This window comes from Pseudomonas kermanshahensis, assembly GCF_014269205.2.
In the GTDB taxonomy this organism is placed as follows: Bacteria; Pseudomonadota; Gammaproteobacteria; order Pseudomonadales; family Pseudomonadaceae; genus Aquipseudomonas; species Aquipseudomonas kermanshahensis.
The window spans coordinates 259,716-278,999 of the sequence record NZ_JABWRY020000002.1; the positions used below are offsets into that span (position 1 = coordinate 259,716).

The 19,284-nt window shown below is 62.9% G+C and carries 19 protein-coding genes and 1 pseudogene; 9 read left to right on the forward strand and 11 right to left on the reverse strand.

What is annotated here, in order from left to right; all coding sequences use genetic code 11:
• Positions 1 to 56: 56 nt before the first annotated feature.
• Together rpoZ and HU764_RS25650 are read right to left on the reverse strand one after the other, a co-directional pair.
• Entirely contained in the window at positions 57 to 320 is a 264-nt protein-coding gene (rpoZ, locus tag HU764_RS25645) for a DNA-directed RNA polymerase subunit omega (RefSeq protein WP_012312123.1), read from the reverse strand.
• A gap of 179 nt (positions 321 to 499) precedes the next feature.
• Positions 500 to 1,372: a LysR family transcriptional regulator gene (locus tag HU764_RS25650; protein ID WP_186703067.1), complete on the reverse strand. Its 873-nt coding sequence runs from the start codon at positions 1,370 to 1,372 to the stop codon at positions 500 to 502.
• Positions 1,373 to 1,616: 244 nt separating this feature from the next.
• Here HU764_RS25650 and HU764_RS25655 point away from each other — a divergent pair, with 244 nt between their 5' ends.
• The 3 genes from HU764_RS25655 (at position 1,617) to HU764_RS25665 (ending at position 5,392) form a co-directional block, all read left to right on the forward strand.
• Positions 1,617 to 2,960 carry a glutamine synthetase family protein gene (locus HU764_RS25655; protein WP_420876208.1) on the forward strand — a complete coding sequence of 448 codons (1,344 nt, stop codon included), beginning with the start codon at positions 1,617 to 1,619 and terminating at the stop codon, positions 2,958 to 2,960.
• Positions 2,961 to 2,964: 4 nt separating this feature from the next.
• Positions 2,965 to 3,738, forward strand: coding sequence for a gamma-glutamyl-gamma-aminobutyrate hydrolase family protein (locus HU764_RS25660; RefSeq protein WP_099455723.1), 774 nt, complete (start codon positions 2,965 to 2,967; stop codon positions 3,736 to 3,738).
• A gap of 112 nt (positions 3,739 to 3,850) precedes the next feature.
• The gene (locus HU764_RS25665; protein ID WP_186703069.1) at positions 3,851 to 5,392 is read left to right on the forward strand and encodes an APC family permease; all 1,542 of its coding nucleotides are present in this window, start codon (positions 3,851 to 3,853) and stop codon (positions 5,390 to 5,392) included.
• A gap of 114 nt (positions 5,393 to 5,506) precedes the next feature.
• On the opposite strand, the gene gmk is transcribed toward HU764_RS25665, so the two are convergent.
• Together gmk and HU764_RS25675 are read right to left on the reverse strand one after the other, a co-directional pair.
• A complete protein-coding gene (gmk, locus tag HU764_RS25670; protein ID WP_027592155.1) occupies positions 5,507 to 6,127 on the reverse strand; it encodes a guanylate kinase in 621 nt (206 codons plus the stop codon).
• 13 nt (positions 6,128 to 6,140) lie between these two features.
• Positions 6,141 to 7,004, reverse strand: a complete 864-nt coding sequence (locus HU764_RS25675) for a YicC/YloC family endoribonuclease (protein ID WP_085272162.1) — start codon at positions 7,002 to 7,004, stop codon at positions 6,141 to 6,143.
• Positions 7,005 to 7,229: 225 nt separating this feature from the next.
• Here HU764_RS25675 and rph point away from each other — a divergent pair, with 225 nt between their 5' ends.
• A complete protein-coding gene (rph, locus tag HU764_RS25680) occupies positions 7,230 to 7,952 on the forward strand; it encodes a ribonuclease PH (RefSeq protein WP_186703070.1) in 723 nt (240 codons plus the stop codon).
• A 139-nt stretch (positions 7,953 to 8,091) separates the two neighbouring features.
• On the opposite strand, the gene HU764_RS25685 is transcribed toward rph, so the two are convergent.
• The gene (locus HU764_RS25685) at positions 8,092 to 8,871 is read right to left on the reverse strand and encodes an exodeoxyribonuclease III (RefSeq protein ID WP_003253401.1); all 780 of its coding nucleotides are present in this window, start codon (positions 8,869 to 8,871) and stop codon (positions 8,092 to 8,094) included.
• A gap of 80 nt (positions 8,872 to 8,951) precedes the next feature.
• On the opposite strand from HU764_RS25685, the gene pyrE reads away from it, so the two are divergent.
• A complete protein-coding gene (gene pyrE / locus HU764_RS25690) occupies positions 8,952 to 9,593 on the forward strand; it encodes an orotate phosphoribosyltransferase (RefSeq protein WP_008091580.1) in 642 nt (213 codons plus the stop codon).
• Positions 9,594 to 9,686: 93 nt separating this feature from the next.
• Here the strand turns inward: pyrE and argB are convergent, their stop codons facing one another.
• From argB to coaBC, 4 genes and pseudogenes are all read right to left on the reverse strand, one after another.
• Entirely contained in the window at positions 9,687 to 10,592 is a 906-nt protein-coding gene (argB, locus tag HU764_RS25695) for an acetylglutamate kinase (RefSeq protein ID WP_027592158.1), read from the reverse strand.
• Between the two features lie 30 nt (positions 10,593 to 10,622).
• Positions 10,623 to 11,996, reverse strand: a pseudogene (locus HU764_RS25700) (phosphomannomutase/phosphoglucomutase); the annotation flags it as partial.
• Between the two features lie 135 nt (positions 11,997 to 12,131).
• Entirely contained in the window at positions 12,132 to 12,587 is a 456-nt protein-coding gene (dut, locus tag HU764_RS25705) for a dUTP diphosphatase (protein ID WP_186681494.1), read from the reverse strand.
• 5 nt (positions 12,588 to 12,592) lie between these two features.
• Positions 12,593 to 13,804 carry a bifunctional phosphopantothenoylcysteine decarboxylase/phosphopantothenate--cysteine ligase CoaBC gene (gene coaBC / locus HU764_RS25710; RefSeq protein ID WP_027592161.1) on the reverse strand — a complete coding sequence of 404 codons (1,212 nt, stop codon included), beginning with the start codon at positions 13,802 to 13,804 and terminating at the stop codon, positions 12,593 to 12,595.
• Positions 13,805 to 13,931: 127 nt separating this feature from the next.
• Between coaBC and radC the strand changes: the two genes are divergently transcribed.
• Positions 13,932 to 14,612, forward strand: coding sequence for a RadC family protein (gene radC / locus HU764_RS25715; RefSeq protein WP_186681492.1), 681 nt, complete (start codon positions 13,932 to 13,934; stop codon positions 14,610 to 14,612).
• 119 nt (positions 14,613 to 14,731) lie between these two features.
• Here the strand turns inward: radC and HU764_RS25720 are convergent, their stop codons facing one another.
• The gene (locus HU764_RS25720) at positions 14,732 to 16,321 is read right to left on the reverse strand and encodes an ABC transporter substrate-binding protein (RefSeq protein ID WP_085272164.1); all 1,590 of its coding nucleotides are present in this window, start codon (positions 16,319 to 16,321) and stop codon (positions 14,732 to 14,734) included.
• 360 nt (positions 16,322 to 16,681) lie between these two features.
• On the opposite strand from HU764_RS25720, the gene rpmB reads away from it, so the two are divergent.
• A complete protein-coding gene (gene rpmB / locus HU764_RS25725) occupies positions 16,682 to 16,918 on the forward strand; it encodes a 50S ribosomal protein L28 (RefSeq protein WP_003253504.1) in 237 nt (78 codons plus the stop codon).
• An 11-nt stretch (positions 16,919 to 16,929) separates the two neighbouring features.
• Positions 16,930 to 17,085, forward strand: coding sequence for a 50S ribosomal protein L33 (rpmG, locus tag HU764_RS25730; protein WP_003253507.1), 156 nt, complete (start codon positions 16,930 to 16,932; stop codon positions 17,083 to 17,085).
• Between the two features lie 77 nt (positions 17,086 to 17,162).
• Here rpmG and HU764_RS25735 read toward each other — a convergent pair whose 3' ends face one another.
• Positions 17,163 to 17,522: a cupin domain-containing protein gene (locus tag HU764_RS25735; RefSeq protein WP_027592164.1), complete on the reverse strand. Its 360-nt coding sequence runs from the start codon at positions 17,520 to 17,522 to the stop codon at positions 17,163 to 17,165.
• Between the two features lie 196 nt (positions 17,523 to 17,718).
• On the opposite strand from HU764_RS25735, the gene HU764_RS25740 reads away from it, so the two are divergent.
• Positions 17,719 to 19,212, forward strand: a complete 1,494-nt coding sequence (locus HU764_RS25740; RefSeq protein ID WP_027592165.1) for an aldehyde dehydrogenase — start codon at positions 17,719 to 17,721, stop codon at positions 19,210 to 19,212.
• Positions 19,213 to 19,284: the final 72 nt, after the last annotated feature.

A 19,284-nucleotide genomic window follows, 5' to 3' on the forward strand; every position in this document is an offset into this window, starting at 1 on the left:
TTCACCTCTTGCAGAGGAAGAGGGCCTTGTGCCGCGCGACGTCGACCTGGCATCAATCAGACAGCCTCGTTGGACTCGTCCTCGAACGCGGCGAAGACCGGATCCTCGGTGACGATCTCTTCAGCAGCGATGAACTCGTTGGTGACGATGCCTTCGGCGATTTCACGCAGGGCAACAACGGTCGGCTTGTCGTTTTCCCACGCGACGCGTGGCTCTTTGCCGCCGGTCGCCAGCTGACGGGCGCGCTTGGTCGAGAGCATGACCAGCTCAAAGCGGTTATCCACGTGTTCCAGGCAGTCTTCAACAGTTACGCGGGCCATGGTCTTCCTCAGTAGCAATTGCGGTGGGCGTGCAGCCCAATATGGGCAGGCGGACTCAATAGTATAAAAATTCACCAGCCAATAGGGAAGCGCTGTTTTGCCACGCGCGGATCAGGCCAGCCCCTGTGGGGGCGGGTTTAGCCGCGAAAGGGCCGCAACAGACACCCTCCTCTTGTATCTCACAACATCGCGTCGCGCAACCGCGGGGTCAATTCCTCGAACAATGTCTGCACCGAGCGCAACGCCCGGCAATCGGGCCGGGTCAGCAGCCACAGTTGGGTGTCGCAACCGGGCAGCGGGCCGCTCAGCGCATCGACGCCAGGCAAGGCATGCACCATGTAGTCGGGCAGCGCCGCCACGCCTAGCCCGGTGCTGACCAGTTGCGCAATGGTCGACATGCCGCTGCATTGGTAGCGTGGGCTCAACCCAGGGTATTGCTGGTTGCGCCAGACCACGGTCGGGTGGTCCTGCATCGAGTCGTCCGGAGCAATCCACGGCACGCCGCTGGCCGACTCGGTCAGCCGCTCGCGCCACTGCGGCTGGCCGCAGATCACGTAGGAGGTCGAGCCCAGGCAGCGGCCTACCAGGTGTTCGGGTGGCGTATTGGTCAGGCGCAGGGCGATGTCGGCATCGCGCCGGCTGAGGTTGGCGAAGGTGTTGGAGGTGCCCATTTCCAGCGACAACGCCGGGTAATTGGTCATGAAGTCGGCCAATGCCGGCAGCAGCAGGCTGTGCATTACCGCCTCGGTGCAGGTCAGCCGCACCGTACCGCTGACCACCTGTTCGCCGCTGGTCATGGCGATGCGCGCGGCTTCCAGGGCCTGTTCGGCGCGCTCGGCCTGCTCGGCCAGGGCCTGGGCGGTGTCGGTGGGCAGGTAGCCTTTACGGCTTTTGACGAACAGCGCGGTGCCCAGTGCCGACTCGAGGCGACGGATCGAGCGGAACACCGTCGAGACGTCCACCTTGAGCAGTTCGGCAGCCTTGGCCAACGAGCGGCCACGTTCCAGGGCCAGGACCAGGGAGAGGTCGGCGTGGGTAATCTGATATTGCATTGATGCACGCTCTGCTTGCCGAAATGCCAATGTCTGTTGCGTTGAGGCCATTTTATAGTGGAACCGCCCCTGGGAATCAATGCGCCCGGTCAGGCAACCAATCCCCACGATGGGAAAGTGAAAAAAACAACAGCTGCAACCATCGTCGCCCGTGAGGCGCCAGCCGTATCCCCACATCGCCGCAGCAAATCAAAGGATGTACACCATGACGTCGGTCACCCCGTGCGCCAGTTCTTCCAGCGAGATGAAAGACTTCCTCCAGGCCCATCCGGATACGCAGTATGTCGATCTGCTGATCTCCGACATGAATGGCGTGGTACGCGGCAAGCGCATCGAGCGGGCCAGCCTGCACAAGGTGTACGAAAAAGGCATCAACCTGCCGGCGTCACTGTTTGCCCTCGACATCAACGGTTCGACCGTTGAAAGCACCGGCCTGGGCCTGGACATTGGCGATGCCGACCGCGTCTGCTACCCGATCCCCGGCACGCTGTGCAACGAGCCGTGGCAGAAACGCCCGACCGCCCAGCTGCTGATGACCATGCACGAGATCGAAGGCCAGCCTTTCTTCGCCGACCCGCGCGAAGTGCTGCGCCAGGTGGTGAGCAAGTTCGACGACCTGGGCCTGGATATCTGCGCCGCGTTTGAACTCGAGTTCTACCTGATCGACCAGGACAACCTCAACGGCCGCCCGCAACCGCCGCGCTCGCCTATTTCGGGCAAGCGCCCGCAGTCAACCCAGGTGTACCTGATCGACGACCTCGACGAATACGCCGACTGCCTGCAAGACATGCTCGAAGCGGCCAAGGAGCAAGGCCTGCCTGCCGATGCCATCGTCAAGGAAAGCGCCCCGGCGCAGTTCGAGGTCAACCTGCACCACGTTGCCGACCCGCTGAAGGCCTGCGACTACGCCATCCTGCTCAAGCGCCTGATCAAGAACGTGGCCTACGACCATGAGATGGACACCACCTTCATGGCCAAGCCCTACCCGGGCCAGGCGGGCAACGGGCTGCACGTGCACATCTCGCTGCTGGACAAGAAAACCGGCAAGAACATCTTCGCCAGCAGTGACCCGCTGGAAAGCGACGCGCTGCGCCACGCCATCGGTGGCGTGCTGGAAACCATGCCGGCGTCGATGGCTTTCCTCTGCCCGAACATCAACTCGTACCGCCGTTTCGGCGCGCAGTTCTATGTGCCCAACGCGCCGAGCTGGGGCCTGGACAACCGCACCGTCGCGGTTCGCGTGCCGACCGACAGCAGCGAGAACGTGCGCATCGAGCATCGTGTGGCCGGCGCTGACGCCAACCCTTACCTGATGCTCGCGGCCATTCTTGCCGGTATCCACCACGGCCTGACCAGCAAGGTCGAGCCGGGTGAGCCGATTGAAGGCAACTCGTACGAACAACTGGAACAGAGCCTGCCGAACAACCTGCGCGATGCCCTGCGCGCGCTGGATGACAGCGAAGTGCTCAATCAATACATCAGCCCGGATTACATCGATATCTTCGTCGCCTGCAAGGAAAGCGAGCTGGCCGAGTTTGAAGTGTCGATCTCCGACCTCGAGTACAACTGGTACCTGCACACGGTGTAAGCCCATGAGCGCAAATGCGGTCCCCTTGATCGGTATCAGCGCCTGCCGCCAGCAGGTGGGGAAGAACTCGTCGCACACGGTGGGCGACAAGTATGTCGAGGCGGCCGGCTTTGCCGGGCTGCCGCTGATTTTGCCGGCGCGCGACGGGGGCAGTGATACCCCCGCGCTGCTGGCCCAGCTCGACGGCATTCTTTTTACTGGCTCGCCTTCAAATATCGAACCGCATCATTACAATGGCGCCCCCAGCGTGGAGGGTACCCGGCATGATCGCGCGCGCGATCGCCTGACCCTGCCGCTGCTGCAGGCGGCGATTGCCGCCGGTGTGCCGGTGTTTTGCATTTGCCGTGGGTTCCAGGAATTGAATGTGGCCCTTGGCGGCACCTTGCACCAGCGTGTGCAGGAGCTGCCTGGCTACCTTGACCACCGCGAACCTGAGGACGCACCCCTGGAGGTGCAATACGGCCCTCGTCACCCCGTTGGCATCGCGCCTGGCGGGTTGTTCGAGCGCCTAGGCCTGGCTGCGCAATTCGAGGTCAACTCGTTGCACAGCCAGGGCATCGACCGCCTGGCCCCTGGGCTGCGGGTCGAGGCGCGGGCCCCGGATGGCCTGATCGAAGCGGTGTCGATGCCAGATGCGCCGGGCTTCGTGCTTGGCGTGCAGTGGCACCCTGAATGGCGTTTTGCCGAAAACCCGGTCTCCCGGCGCCTTTTCCAGGCGTTCCGCGAGGCCTGTATTGCCCATGCTGCACGGGAGGGTACGCGCCAGAAAGCATTCTGACGTCACCCGAAAGTCTCGGATGACGCCCCCCTGTTGCAAGCTTTCAATGAGTGAAAGCGGGCCTTGTACGCAAGGCCCGCGAAAACAATTCCAAAATTTACGGCACATACTCATGAGCGATTACACAGAAGCCGGCCGCCCACCCGATGTGGCGGCCGACGCGGGCAACACCCAGCGCAGCAAGGGCTTGGCCAAAGGCCGCCTGGGCTTGTTGGCCAGCGTGGTGCTGGGCATTTCCACCATCGCCCCGGTCTATACCCTGACCGGCGCGCTTGGCCCAACCGTGCGAGAGGTCGGTGCCCACCTGCCTGCGGTATTCATCGTCGGCTTCCTGCCGATGCTGCTGGTCGCCCTTGGCTATCGCGAGTTGAACTCGGCAGAGCCGGACAGCGGCACCTCGTTCACCTGGTCGGCGCGCGCCTTTGGCCCGATGATCGGCTGGATCGGGGGCTGGGGGCTGGTGGTCGCCACCACCATCGTGCTGTCGAACCTGGCAGGCGTGGCGGTCGACTTCTTCTACCTGTTCCTGGGGCAGATCACCGGCAACCATGTCCTGGCGGCCTTGGCGGATAACCTGCTGATCAACATCAGTACCTGTTGCGTGTTCATCGCCCTGGCGGTGTGGATCTGCTGTCGCGGCATAGCCACCACCATGACGGTGCAGTACGGCCTGGTGGCCCTGCAGTTGCTGGTGCTGATCGGCTTTGCCTTCGCCGCCTTCGGTGGCACCACTGCGCCGCCACCGCTGGAATTCGATTTCGCCTGGTTCAACCCGTTCGGTGTCGAGTCGTTTTCGGCCTTTGCCGCGGGGCTTTCACTGTCGATCTTCATCTTCTGGGGCTGGGACACCTGCCTGACCGTCAGCGAAGAATCGGTGGGCAGCGAAGAGGTGCCGGGCAAGGCCGCCACTTGGACCGTGATGTTGATCCTCGGCCTGTACCTGTTCACCGCCATCGCCACCCTGCAGTTTGCCGGTATCAGCGAAACGGGCCTAGGCCTGAACAACCCGCGCATCCAGGAGAACGTCTTTGCCCACCTGGCCGGCCCGGTGATGGGGCCGCTGGCGATCCTGATGTCCATCGCCGTACTGGCCAGCACCGCAGCGTCGCTGCAGTCGACCTTCGTGGCACCGGCGCGCACCCTCTTGGCCATGGGTTACTACGGTGCGGTACCGCCTAAGTTCGCCAGCGTTTGCCCGCGTTCGCAAACCCCGCGCTACGCCACCATCTGCGCCGGCCTAGCCGCCGGCCTGTTCTACGTGACCATGCGTACCCTGAGCGAGAACGTGCTGGCCGACACCATCACCGCGCTGGGGATGATGATCTGCTTCTACTATTCGCTGACTGCGTTTGCCTGCGTCTGGTACTTCCGCGACAGCCTGTTCGACAGCGTGCGCCACTTCGTCATGCGCGGCCTGTGCCCGCTGGTCGGTGGGGTCATCTTGTCGGTGATCTTCGCGCGTACCGCGATCGACAGCGCTTCGCCAGACTTCGGCAGCGGCTCGCATGTGGGTGGGCTGGGGCTGGTGTTCGTGATTGCCGCGATCATTTCGGTGCTCGGCATCGGGCTGATGCTGCTGTCGCGGATGCGGGCGCCGGCGTACTTCCTGGGGGCGACCCTGCGTCAGCAGGCGACCCTGCCGCTGGCGGAGTAATGCAGAGGGGGCGCTTTGCGCCCCATTCGCAGCACAAGGCTGCTCCTACATCCTTGCCTTTGTAGGAGCAGCCTTGCGCTGCGAATGGGCTGCAAAGCAGCCCCGCTCGGTCTCTCAGGAGAGCAGTTCTTTCAGCAGTCCACCGTGGCGCTGCTGTTGCTTCTTCAACTGCAGGCGGTTCGAGCGGAACACCGCCTTCAACTCCTCCAGCGCGACGCCGAAGTCATCATTGATGATCAGGTAATCGTACTCGTCGTAATGCACCATCTCGCTGACCGCTTCTTTCATGCGCCCGGCGATGATCTCCTCACTGTCCTGCCCACGCCCATCCAGGCGCTGACGCAGCGCTTCCTGGCTGGGTGGCAGGATGAACACCGAGAGTGCCTCGGGCATCAGCTTGCGCACCTGCTGGGCACCTTGCCAGTCGATTTCCAGGATCAGGTCGAAGCCCTGGTCGAGGGTCTGCTGCAGTGCGCTGCGCGACGTGCCGTAGAAGTTGCCGAACACTTCGGCATGCTCGAGGAAGTCGCCTTGCTCGATCAGTGCCTTGAATTCTTCGTGCACGACGAAGTGGTAGTTCACCCCGTGCTGCTCACCCGGGCGCATGGCGCGGGTGGTGTGCGAGACCGAGACGCGGATTTGCTTGTCGTCCTGGGTCAGGGCCGTTACCAGGCTGGTCTTGCCGGCACCCGAAGGGGCCGAAACGATGTAGAGGGTGCCGCTGCTGTGATTCATGGTCGGGGTGGCCTTACTCGATGTTCTGTACTTGTTCACGCATCTGTTCGATCAATACCTTCAGGTTGACCGCCGCTTGCGTGCTACGCGGGTCGAATGCCTTGGAACCGAGGGTATTGGCTTCGCGGTTGAGTTCCTGCATCAGGAAGTCCAGGCGCCGGCCGGCCGCGCCGCCCGACTTGAGCACGCGACGCACTTCGGTGACGTGGGTGGCGAGGCGGTCGAGCTCTTCGGCGACGTCGCTCTTTTGCGCCAGCAGCACCATCTCCTGCTCCAGGCGTTGCGGGTCGAGCTCAGCCTGCATGTCGCCGAAGCGGTCGAGAATTTTCTGCCGCTGGGCCGCCAGCATCTGCGGCACCAGGGCGCGCAGTGTGGTGACCTCGGTGGTCATGTTGTCCAGGCGTTCGTTGATCAGCCGGGCCAGCTCCTGGCCTTCACGCAGGCGCCCGGCCTTGAGCTCGGCCAGCGCGTCGTCGAACAGCGCCACGGCCTCGGCGTTCAGCGCTTGCGGGTCGCTGGCGTCGGCGACCAGCACGCCCGGCCACGACAGCACTTCCAGGGGGTTCAGCGGGGCCGGCTGCTTGATCAGGCCAGCCACCTCTTCGGCGGCGGCGACCAGCTGTGCGGCGCGCTCACGGTCCACTTTCAGTGGCTTGCCGGTGCTGTCTTCGTTGAGGCGCAAGGTGCATTCCACCTTGCCGCGCGACAGCCCCTGGCGCAGGCCTTCGCGTACCGCGCCTTCGAGGTCGCGCAGGGCCTCGGGCAGGCGCAGGTGCGGCTCCAGGTAGCGGTGGTTGACCGAGCGCAGCTCCCAGACCAGGGTGCCTTGGCTGCCGGCGCGCTCGACACGAGCAAAAGCGGTCATGCTGTGCACCATGGGGAGTACCTCGCGTAGATGAATGAACAGGGAAGCCTCTCGGCTGCAAGGCGCAGGATTGTAGCGCAGTGGGGCCTCGGCGCCCAATCCAGCCATGTTACAGAGGGCGAAATGCGCAGTGGGAAAAGGCGACAGGCTGTCAGGGGCGCGACAATAGGCGTGTCCTCCCGCAGCTGCGAGCTCTATAATGCTCGGCAGATTCAAGTCCCAGTACAGGTATCCCAGATGAAACGTCCAAGTGGTCGCGCCGCCGATCAGCTCCGCTCGATCCGCATCACCCGCAACTACACCAAGCACGCCGAAGGGTCGGTACTGGTTGAGTTCGGTGACACCAAGGTCATCTGCACGGTCAGCGTGGAGAATGGTGTGCCCCGCTTCCTCAAAGGCCAGGGCCAAGGCTGGCTGACAGCCGAATACGGCATGCTGCCGCGCTCCACCGGCGAGCGTAATCAGCGCGAAGCCAGCCGTGGCAAGCAAGGCGGCCGCACCCTGGAAATCCAGCGCCTGATCGGCCGCTCGCTGCGCGCCGCGCTGGACATGAGCAAGCTCGGTGACATCACCCTGTACATCGACTGCGATGTGATTCAGGCCGACGGTGGCACCCGCACCGCGTCGATCACCGGTGCCATGGTCGCCCTGTGCGATGCCTTGGCCGTGATCAAGAAGCGTGGCGGCCTCAAGGCTGGCAACCCGCTCAAGCACATGATCGCCGCGGTTTCCGTGGGCATGTACCAAGGCGAGGCCGTGCTCGACCTGGACTACCTGGAAGACTCCGCCGCCGAGACCGACCTGAACGTGGTCATGACCAGCACCGGTGGTTTCATCGAGGTACAGGGCACCGCCGAGGGCGCGCCGTTCCAGCCTGAAGACCTGAACGCCATGCTCGCCGTGGCGCAGAAGGGCATGAACGAGATCTTCGAACTGCAGCAGGCCGCCCTGGCCGACTGATTCATAGCAATTGGGGCCGCTTCGCGGCCCATCGCCGGCAAGCCGGCTCCCACCGCGACTGCGCAAACTTCAAGTCATGCGCTATGCCCGTGGGAGCTGGCTTGCCGGCGATGGGGCGCGAAGCGGCCCCAATGGTTTTCTAGATGGTCAACGTCCAGTCATAGTCCACAATCAGCGGCGCATGCTGCGAGAAGCGCGGCTGACGCGGCAGGCGGGCGTTACGCACGAAGCGGCGAAGGCCTGGGGTGAGGATCTGGTAGTCGAACCGGTAGCCCAGGTTGAGCATCTCGGCCTGTTCGTTGTCCGGCCACCAGCTGTACTGGTCGCCTTCACGGCTGACTTCACGCAGGGCATCCACGTAGCCCATCTCGCCCGTGATCGCGTCCATCCAGGCACGCTCCGGCGCCAGGAAGCCAGGCGATTGCTGGCTGTCGCGCCAGTTTTTGATGTCGAGCTTCTGCTGCGCTACGTAGAACGAGCCGCAATAGATGTACTCGCGACGCTTGCGCCGCTGTTTGTCCAGGTACTTGGCGAAGTCGTCCATCAACTTGAATTTCTGGTTCAAGTCTTCGTCGCCGTTCATGCCCGAAGGCAGCAGCAGGCTGGCAATACTGACTTTGTCGAAATCTGCTTGCAGGTAACGCCCGTAACGGTCGGCTGTCTCGAAGCCCAGGCCGGTGATGACTGCCTTGGGCTGCATGCGCGAGTAAAGGGCTACGCCACCTTGGGCGGGCACCTCCGCGTCGCAGGCATAAAGGAAATAGCCATCGAGCTGGAAAGCTGGGTCGTCGAGTTCAAAGGCCGAGGCGCGGGTATCCTGAAGGCAGATGACGTCGGCATTCTGGGCTTGCAGCCAGCTGAGCAAACCACGCTCGGCCGCAGCCTGAATGCCATTTACGTTCACACTGATGATCCGCATAAATGGCCCCAAAAATCTCGTGCGTGTATGATACCCGAGCTCAACTCATTTAGCTAAATCCGTGGTGTCCGGGACTTTCCATGCAGCCGTATCAGCGCGACTTCATTCGTTTTGCCATCGACCGCGGCGTTCTGCGCTTCGGCGAATTCACCCTGAAATCGGGGCGTACCAGCCCGTACTTCTTCAATGCCGGCCTGTTCAACACAGGTTCTGCACTGGCGCAGTTGGGCCGTTGCTACGCGGCGGCCATCGTCGACAGCAAGATCCCGTTCGACGTGCTGTTTGGCCCAGCCTACAAGGGTATCCCCCTGGCGGCGACCACCGCCGTGGCCCTGGCCGATCAGCATCAGCTCGACGTGCCATGGTGCTTCAACCGCAAAGAAGCCAAGGATCACGGCGAAGGCGGGAGCCTGGTTGGCGCGCCTTTGGCGGGTGACGTACTGATCATCGACGACGTGATCACGGCCGGCACGGCCATCCGTGAAGTCATGCAGATCATCAATGCCCAGCAGGCCAAGGCCGCTGGCGTGCTGATCGCGCTTAACCGCGAAGAGCGCGGCAATGGCGAGCTGTCGGCGATCCAGGAAGTGGAGCGTGACTTCGGTATTCCGGTGGTCAGCATCGTTTCGCTGACCCAGGTGCTGGAGTTCCTGGCCGATGATCCGCAGCTCAAGCAGCATCTGCCTGCTGTTGAGGCGTATCGGGCGCAGTACGGGATCTGATTCCGGCTCGGTAATAAAAAAGGCGACCTTTGCGGGTCGCCTTTTTTGTTTCTGCCTGTTCCGGCCTCTTCGCGGGGCAGACTAAGCAATCACTCAGCGCGGCTTGCGGTTGGTGATCAGGGTACCCACGCCGCTGTCGGTGAAGATCTCCAGCAGTACCGCGTTCGGCACGCGGCCGTCGATGATGTGCGAGCTGTTCACGCCGCCCTGCACCGCATCCAGTGCGCACTTGATCTTCGGCAGCATGCCGCCGTAGATGGTGCCGTCGGCGATCAGTTCGTTGACTTGCTCAGTGGTCAGGCCGGTCAGCACCTGGCCCTGCTTGTCCATCAGGCCGGCGATGTTGGTCAGCAGCATCAGCTTCTCGGCTTTCAGTGCCTCGGCAACCTTGCCCGCCACCAGGTCGGCGTTGATGTTGTACGACTCACCGTTGGCGCCCACGCCGATCGGCGCGATCACCGGGATGAAGTCACCCTTGACCAGCATGTTCAGCAGGTCGGTGTTCACGCTCACGACTTCGCCGACATGGCCGATGTCGATGATTTCCGGGGTGGTCATCTCTGGCGTCTGGCGGCTGACGGTCAGCTTCTTGGCGCGGATCAGCTCCGCGTCCTTGCCGGTCAGGCCGATGGCGCTGCCGCCGTGGCGGTTGATCAGGTTGACGATGTCCTTGTTGACCTGGCCGCCCAACACCATCTCGACCACGTCCATGGTGGCCGAGTCGGTCACGCGCATGCCGTCGATGAAGTGGCTTTCGATCGACAGGCGCTTGAGCAGGTCACCGATCTGTGGGCCACCACCGTGGACCACCACCGGGTTGATGCCCACAGCCTTCATCAGCACGATGTCACGGGCGAAGCCGGTTTTGAGCTCCTCGCTCTCCATCGCGTTGCCGCCGTACTTGATCACCAGTGTCTTGCCGACAAAGCGGCGGATGTAAGGCAGTGCTTCGGACAAAACTTCGGCTACATGGGAAGCGGCATCGCGATCGAGGGTCATGCAGGGCTCCTGTAAGGAACAGATAGTCGGTCAGAACGGCAGTTGCAGCTCAGGGGCAACCCGCAGCAACTGGGCGCGGAAAACATCCTTGATACGTTGCAATTCGGCGTCGTTGTCGGCCTCGAAGCGCAGCACCAGCACCGGCGTGGTGTTGGAGGCGCGTACCAGGCCCCAGCCGTGGGCGTAGTCGACCCGCACACCGTCGATGGTGGTCAGGTTGGCCGCGCCCCAGTCGGCGTCGCGTTGCAGTGCATCAATGATGCTGAATTTACCCTCGTCGGTCACATCAATATTGATTTCCGGCGTGGAAATATCGTTCGGGAACGCTGCGAACAGGCTTTCGGCGTCTTGCCCGGCCTTGCTGAGGATCTCCAGCAGGCGTGCGGCACTGTAGATGCCATCGTCGAAACCGTACCAGCGTTCCTTGATGAAGATGTGCCCGCTCATCTCGCCGGCCAGCAACGAACCGGTCTGCTTCATCTTCTTCTTGATCAGCGAGTGGCCGGTCTTCCACATCAGCGCGCGGCCGCCATGCTGTTCGATCAGCGGGGTCAGGCGACGGGTGCATTTGACGTCGAAGATGATCTCGGCGCCCGGGTTGCGCGACAGCACGTCCTGGGCAAACAGCATCAGCAGGCGGTCGGGGTAGACGATGGTGCCGGTGTTGGTCACCACGCCTACGCGGTCGCCGTCACCGTCGAACGCCAGGCCGATGTCGGCCCCGGTTTCCTTGACCTTGGCGATCAGGTCCGCAAGGTTTTCCGGCTTGCCTGGGTCTGGGTGGTGGTTAGGGAAATTACCGTCCACCTCGCAGAACAGCGGGATAACGTCGCAGCCCAGGGCTTCGATCAGCTGCGGGGCGATGACGCCGGCAGCGCCGTTGCCGCAGTCCACCACCACCTTGAGCTTTTTCGCCAGTTTCACGTCGCCGACGATTTGCTGGTAATAGCGCTCGAGGATTTCGACCTTTTCCACGCTGCCTTCGCCACGGCTCAGGTCGTTGGTTTTCAGGCGGGTCTGCAGGGCCTGGATCTGTTCGTTGGCCAGGGTGTCGCCTGCGATGACAATCTTGAAGCCGTTGTAGTCCGACGGGTTGTGGCTGCCGGTGAGCATCACGCCCGATGTGCCGGCCAGCACATTGGCGGCGTAGTACAGCGCGGGGGTCGGCACCAGGCCGACATCGCTGACCTGGCAGCCAGCGTCGGCCAGGCCTTTGATCAGCTGTTCCACCAGCATTGGGCCGGACAAGCGGCCATCGCGGCCAACGGAAATCTTGGGCTCGCCTTGGGCGAGGGTCTGCGCGCCGATGGCGCGGCCGATCCAGTAGGCGGTTTCGGCATGGAGGGTCTTGCCGACCACGCCGCGAATGTCATAAGCGCGGAAAATGCTGTCCGGCAGTGCGGGGACCAGGTGGGCCATTTCGTTCATCTCTGGAAGCTCCATTAGTCAAAGGCTGTCTGGGCAGGCGCAAACTGAACGCTTGGACGGTGGTTTCGCCAGAGAGTTCGCCATCCTTGGCCTGAACGGTCAGCTGTCGGCTCAGTGGCTGCCGGAGTGGCCGAAGCCGCCAGTGCCACGCTGGCTTTCGTCGAAGGCTTCGACGATGTCGAAATGCGCCTGCACCACCGGCACCAGCACCAACTGGGCGATACGCTCGCCAATGGCGATGGTGAACGGGGTGTCGCCGCGGTTCCAGCACGACACCATCAGCTCGCCCTGGTAGTCCGAGTCGATCAGGCCGACCAGGTTGCCCAACACGATGCCGTGCTTATGGCCCAGGCCCGAGCGCGGCAGGATCATGGCTGCCAGGCCCGGGTCGCCGATGTAGATCGACAGGCCGGTGGGGATCAGCAAGGTCTGGCCGGGCTCGAGGACGGTGTCCTCCTTGAGCAGGGCGCGCAGGTCCAGGCCGGCAGAGCCTGGGGTGGCGTACTGCGGCAGGGGGAATTCGGTGCCCAGGCGTGGGTCGAGGATCTTGGCTTGAAGAGCGTGCATGTAACTTATTGAACCTGGTTGAGCCGTTCGGCGATGAAGGCGACCAACTGCCGGGCGATCTTGCCCTTGCTGGTCTGCGCAAAGAGGGTCTGGTGCTGCTGGCGGTCGATCACGGTCAAGGCATTCTCTTCGCTGTTGAAGCCGATGCTGGGGTTGGCCACATCATTGGCGACGATCAGGTCGAGGTTCTTGTCCTTGAGCTTGCGTGTGGCGTAATCGAGCAGGTGTTCGGTTTCGGCGGCGAAGCCGACGCTGAACGGGCGGTCGCCACGGCCAGCGATGGTCGCAAGGATATCGGGATTACGCACCATCTGCAGCAGCATGCCGTCGCCGGTCGTAGGATCTTTCTTGAGTTTTTGCGTGGCAACTACCTCTGGGCGGTAGTCCGCGACCGCTGCCGAGGCAATGAACAGGTCGCAGGGCATGGCCGCTTCACAGGCCGCGAGCATGTCCCGCGCGCTGACCACGTCGATGCGGTTGACCCGGTCGGGGGTCGGCAGGTGCACCGGGCCGGTGACGAGGGTCACCCGAGCACCGGCTTCGGCAGCCGCTTCGGCCAGGGCGAAGCCCATCTTCCCGGAGCTATGATTGGTGATGTAGCGGACCGGGTCGATGTTTTCCTGGGTTGGGCCGGCAGTGATCAGCACGTGTTTGCCGGTCAGCGTCTGGCGCTTGAAGCTTTCGGCGGCGCACCAGGCCAGGTCGGTGGCTTCGAGCATACGGCCAAGGCCTACGTCGCCACAGGCTTGGCTGCCGGAAGCTGGGCCGAACACCTGGATGCCGCGGCTTTTGAGCAGGTCGAGGTTGGCCTGGGTGGCCGGGTCACGCCACATCGCCTGGTTCATGGCCGGGGCGACGGCAACGGTGGCGTCGGTGGCCAGGATCAGGGTGGTCAGCAGGTCGTCGGCCATGCCTTGGGCCATGCGCGCCATGAGGTCGGCCGTGGCGGGGGCGATGAGGACCAGGTCGGCCCACTTGGCCAGCTCGATATGGCCCATGGCCGCTTCGGCGGCGGGGTCGAGCAGGTCCATGTGCACCGGGTGGCCGGACAGCGCCTGTAGGGTCAGCGGGGTGATGAACTCTGCACCGCCACGGGTCATGACGACGCGCACCTGCGCGCCGTGCTCCAGGAGTCGGCGGATCAGTTCGGCGCTTTTGTAGGCGGCAATGCCGCCACCGACGCCGAGGACGATGCGCTTGTGATACAGCCGCTGCATAGGCTTTTGCCTTTTTCCAGTGAAAGCGGGCGGCGACAAGAACTGCCTGCGGCAGAACGTCGCATGTACGAGGCGAAATAGATTAACACAGGGCCCAAACGTGCCGCAGCAGGACCAAGGAGTGGGGATGAGTATCAGGGAATGGCCGGCTGAAGAACGGCCGCGGGAGAAGTTGTTGTTGCGGGGGGCTGCGGTGCTGTCGGACGCCGAGCTGGTAGCGGTGCTGCTGGGCTCGGGCGTTGCCGGGCGTAACGTGCTGGAGCTGGCGCGGGGGTTACTGGTTCGCTTTGGGGGCCTGAGGCCATTTCTGGAGGCTGATCGCCAAGCCATTTTGCGCGAGCCAGGTCTTGGGCCCGTGAAGTACGCCCAGTTGCAGGCACTTCTGGAGATTGGCCGGCGCTACCTGGATGAGACGATCGAGCGCACGCCGGCTCTGGAGAGCCCGGAGGCGGTGCGGCGCTACCTCAAGGCCATGCTGCGCCATGAGGCCAGTGAAGTGTTTGGCTGCCTGTTTCTGGATACCAAGCACCGGCCGCTGGCGTTCGAGATCCTGTTCAGGGGGACGATCGACCGGGCCAGTATCTACCCGCGGGAAGTGGTGCGCCGAGCGTTGCTGCACAACGCAGCGGCGTTGATCCTGTGCCATAACCACCCGTCGGGCAACAGCGAGCCCAGCCAGGATGATGTGCACATGACGTTGGCGCTAAAGCGCGCGTTAGGGCTGATCGATGTGCGGGTGCTGGACCACATCATCGTGGGCGATGGCGAGCCGTTGTCGATGGTGGAGGAGGGGTGGATCGTTGCTTAGCGGTGTACTTGTGCCGGCCTCTTCGCGGGGCAAGCCCGCTCCCACAGGTACCGCACAGCATTCAAAGGCTGTGAGGTCCTTGTGGGCGCGGGCTTGCCCGCGAAGAGGCCGGCACAGGCTTACTTGGTCACCGAAACCTTGCTGAAATCCAACCGCCCAAACGGGCTCACCTGGTACCCCTCGACGCCCTGGCGCAGCAGGGTAGCCGCGGTCGGATGCGCCAGCGGCACCCACAGCGCCTGCTGCTGGATCAGCGTCTGTGCCTGCTGGTACAGCCGGCTGCGTACGCTCTGGTCATTGGTGGTGCGCCCCGCGTTGATCAGCTGGTCGAGGCGGCTGTCGCAGAACCGTGCAAAGTTGGTCCCCGACTTCACCGCCGCACAGGAAAACTGCGGGCTGAGGAAGTTATCCGGGTCGCCGTTGTCACCCGCCCAGCCCATGAACAGCAAGTCATGCTCGCCGGCCTTGGCGCGGCGGATCAGCTCGCCCCACTCGATCACGCGGATTTCAGCCTTGATGCCGATCTTGCCCAGGTCGGCCTGCAGCATCTGCGCGCCAAGGCTGGGGTTGGGGTTGAGCAGGCTGCCCGAAGGGCGGGTCCAGATTGTGGTGCTGAAGCCGTCAGGCAGGCCAGCCTTGGTCAGCAAGGCCTTGGCCTTTTTCAGGTCCAAGGGGTAGCCGGGCAGGTCCTTGGCGTAGCTCCAGGTGTTGGGCGGGTAGGGGCCGTTGGCGGCCGTCGCGGTGCCTTCGAACACCGCCTTGAGGTAAGCCTGTTTGTCGAAGGCCAGGTTGATGGCCTGGCGCACCTCTGGCTTGTCCAGGGGAGGGTGTTCGCTGTTGATGGCGACGAAGGCGGTCATGAAGGCCGGCGTGCTGGCTACCGTGAGGTTGCCATCCTTGCCGGCTTCAGCGATGTCCAGCGGCTTGGGCGAGAGGGCCACCTGGCACTCGTTGCGCTTGAGTTTTTGCAGGCGCACGTTGGCATCGGTGGTGATGGCGAAGATCAGCGGGTCGACCGCAGGCTTGCCGGCGAAGTAGTCGGGGTTGGCGCGGTAGCGCACCACGGCGTCCTTCTGGAAACGCTGGAAGACGAACGGCCCGGTGCCGATCGGCTGGCTGTTGAGCTTGTCCGGCGTGCCCGCCTTGAGCAGTTTGTCGGCATACTCGGCGGAATAGATCGAGGCAAAGCCCATGCTCAAGGTGGCCAGGAACGTGGCATCCGGGTGGGTCAGGGTGAAGCGCACAGTGTGGGGCTCAGGGGCATCGATCGACTTGATCAGGCTGCCCAGTTGCAGCGATTGCGCATGCGGGTAACCGCCCGGCGCAGTCTTGTGCCAGGCGTGGGCCGGGTAGAGCATGCGCTGGAAGCTGAACAGCACGTCGTCGGCGTTCAGCTCGCGGGTCGGTTTGAAGTAGGCGGTGGTGTGAAACTTCACGTCATCGCGCAGCTTGAAGTCGTAGATCAGGCCGTCTGCTGACACCGTCCAGCTCGCCGCCAGGCTGGGGACAACCTTGCCTTGGCCGGCGTCGAACTCCACCAACCGGTTCATCAGCACGTCGGCCGAGGCATTGGTGGTGGTCAGCGAGTTGTACTGGACCACGTCGAAGCCTTCGGGGCTGGCTTCGCTGCAGACACTCAGCGGGGCTGCCTGGGCGATGCCGGCTGCAAACAGGGAGGTAAACAATAAGGAAAAGGCGGCGGCACGCATCGTGACTCCTTGGCTGTCAGTGGCCCATCTGCCAGTGCAGTCTGGAAACGTCCTACCCTAGTGCGCGCATCAGCAAATGACCACCCTCTTTTTCTGTCGGCTGGCGACGAGTGGTCGACAGTGCGCCGCGCTAGTCGCTATGCTGCTCGCGCACGATTTGCCTCAGCTAGATGCTCATCATCTGTTGTTGCAATGCAGTCTTTCTGGTATAAAGCAGCGCTCTTTTCTAGGGGCTCGGCCTGTCGCATCAGCGGATCCGGTCGATAAGACCTCCAGAATCACGGCGCCTGGCGCCAAAGACTGAGAGATTAAGCGGCCAACCCATGCCGGGTTGGGCATGTGGTTTTAGAGGGCTGAGTCATGTCGAGAGTCTGTCAAGTTACTGGTAAGGGTCCAGTAACCGGGAACAACATTTCCCACGCAAACAACAAAACCCGTCGTCGTTTCCTGCCGAACCTGCAGCACCACCGTTTCTGGGTTGAATCCGAGAAGCGTTTCGTGCGTCTGCGCGTTTCCGCCAAGGGCATGCGTATCATCGACAAGCGCGGCATCGACGCCGTTCTGGTTGACATCCGTAAAGCTGGCGCCAAGGTTTAAGGGAGAACATCATGCGTGAATTGATCCGTCTGGTTTCGAGTGCCGGTACCGGCCACTTCTACACCACCGACAAGAACAAGCGCACCACTCCGGACAAAATCGAGATCAAGAAATATGATCCGGTTGTTCGCAAGCACGTGGTGTACAAGGAAGCCAAGATCAAGTAATTGATCGGCAACCTTAAAAAAAACCCGCATCCGAAAGGACGCGGGTTTTTTTTTGCCTGCGAAGGGGCCCCAGACCCTTACTTCTGCTCGAACATCACGTAGATCTTGCGGCAAGGCTCCAGCACCTCCCAGGTGCCTTTGAAGCCGGCCGGGATGACGAACCGATCACCGGCGCGCAGGGTCTTGGCGCCGCCATCCTGGTCGCGCAGCACCGAAACGCCCTGCACGATCTCGCAATATTCGTGCTCGGTATAGTTCACGGTCCACTGCCCGACTTCACCTTCCCAGACACCCGCCGCAAACTGGCCGCACGGGCTGGAGTAGTGGTTATAGACGGCCTGGTCGGGCTCGCCCTTGAGGATTTTCTCTGCCGCCGGGCGGTAGCGTTCAGCCTCGGTCAGAACCTGGGCGAAGTCGATGATGCTGGCGATGCTCATGGTGCGGCTCCTGTTGTTGTTTAATAAAATGCACATCAGTAGGCTTTTAGGCCTTTCGTGTCAAATATATTGATAGTTTACACAGGCTGGTTTAGGGTGTCGTTTGCCCGTGCGCGCGCGTCGCCCGGCCAGAATTCTGACAACGCCAGTGAGTCCTCAGTGCGGCGTTGCACCTAAACAAGAGGAGGAGTTTCGTATGACCACCCTGACTCGTGCGGACTGGGAACAACGTGCCCAGCAACTGAAGATCGAAGGCCGTGCCTTCATCAACGGCGAATACACCGACGCCGCATCCGGTGAGACCTTCGAGTGCCTGAGCCCGGTCGACGGACGCTTCCTGGCCAAGGTCGCCAGCTGCGACCTGGCTGACGCCAACCGTGCCGTCGAGAACGCCCGCGCCACCTTCGATTCCGGCGTCTGGTCGCGCCTGGCCCCGGCCAAGCGCAAGGCCAAGCTGATCCGCTTCGCTGACTTGCTGCGCAAGAACGTCGAAGAGCTGGCACTGCTCGAAACCCTGGACATGGGCAAGCCGATCGGCGACTCCTCGACCATCGACGTCCCAGGCGCGGCACAAGCCCTGCACTGGAATGCTGAAGCCATCGACAAGGTCTACGACGAAGTCGCACCGACGCCGCATGACCAACTCGGCCTGGTAACCCGTGAGCCGGTGGGCGTCGTAGGCGCCATCGTGCCGTGGAACTTCCCGCTGCTGATGGCCTGCTGGAAACTCGGCCCGGCCCTGGCCACCGGTAACTCGGTGGTGCTCAAGCCGTCCGAAAAATCGCCACTGACCGCCATCCGCATCGCCCAGCTGGCCATCGAAGCCGGCATCCCGGCCGGTGTGCTGAACGTGTTGCCAGGCTACGGCCACACTGTCGGCAAGGCCCTGGCCCTGCACATGGACGTCGACACCCTGGTGTTCACCGGTTCGACCAAAATCGCCAAGCAGCTGATGATCTACGCTGGCGAATCGAACATGAAGCGCATCTGGCTGGAAGCCGGTGGCAAGAGCCCAAACATCGTCTTCGCTGACGCACCGGACCTGCAAGCCGCTGCCGAAGCCGCTGCCAGCGCCATCGCTTTCAACCAGGGCGAAGTCTGCACCGCGGGTTCGCGCCTGCTGGTCGAGCGCTCGATCAAGGACACGTTCCTGCCCCTGGTGGTCGAGGCCCTCAAAGGCTGGAAACCGGGCAACCCACTGGACCCGCAGACCACCGTTGGCGCGCTGGTCGATACCCAGCAGATGAACACCGTGCTGTCGTACATCGACGCTGGCCACAAGGATGGCGCCAAACTGCTGGCCGGTGGCAAGCGCATCCTCGAAGAAACCGGCGGCACTTATGTCGAGCCGACCATCTTCGACGGCGTGACCAATGCCATGAAGATCGCCCAGGAAGAAATCTTTGGCCCCGTGTTGTCGGTGATCACCTTCGACACGGCCGAAGAAGCCATCGCCATTGCCAACGACACGCCGTACGGCCTGGCGGCTGGCATCTGGACTTCGGACATTTCCAAGGCCCACAAGACCGCCCGTGCCGTGCGCGCTGGCAGCGTCTGGGTCAACCAGTACGACGGCGGCGACATGACCGCGCCGTTCGGTGGCTTCAAGCAGTCGGGCAACGGCCGTGACAAGTCGCTGCATGCGCTGGAGAAGTACACCGAGCTGAAAGCGACCTGGATCAAGCTGTAAATCGCTGGGGCCGCGATGCGGCCCATTCGCGGGGCAAGCCCGCTCCCACAGGTTCACCGCTGATTTCACAAT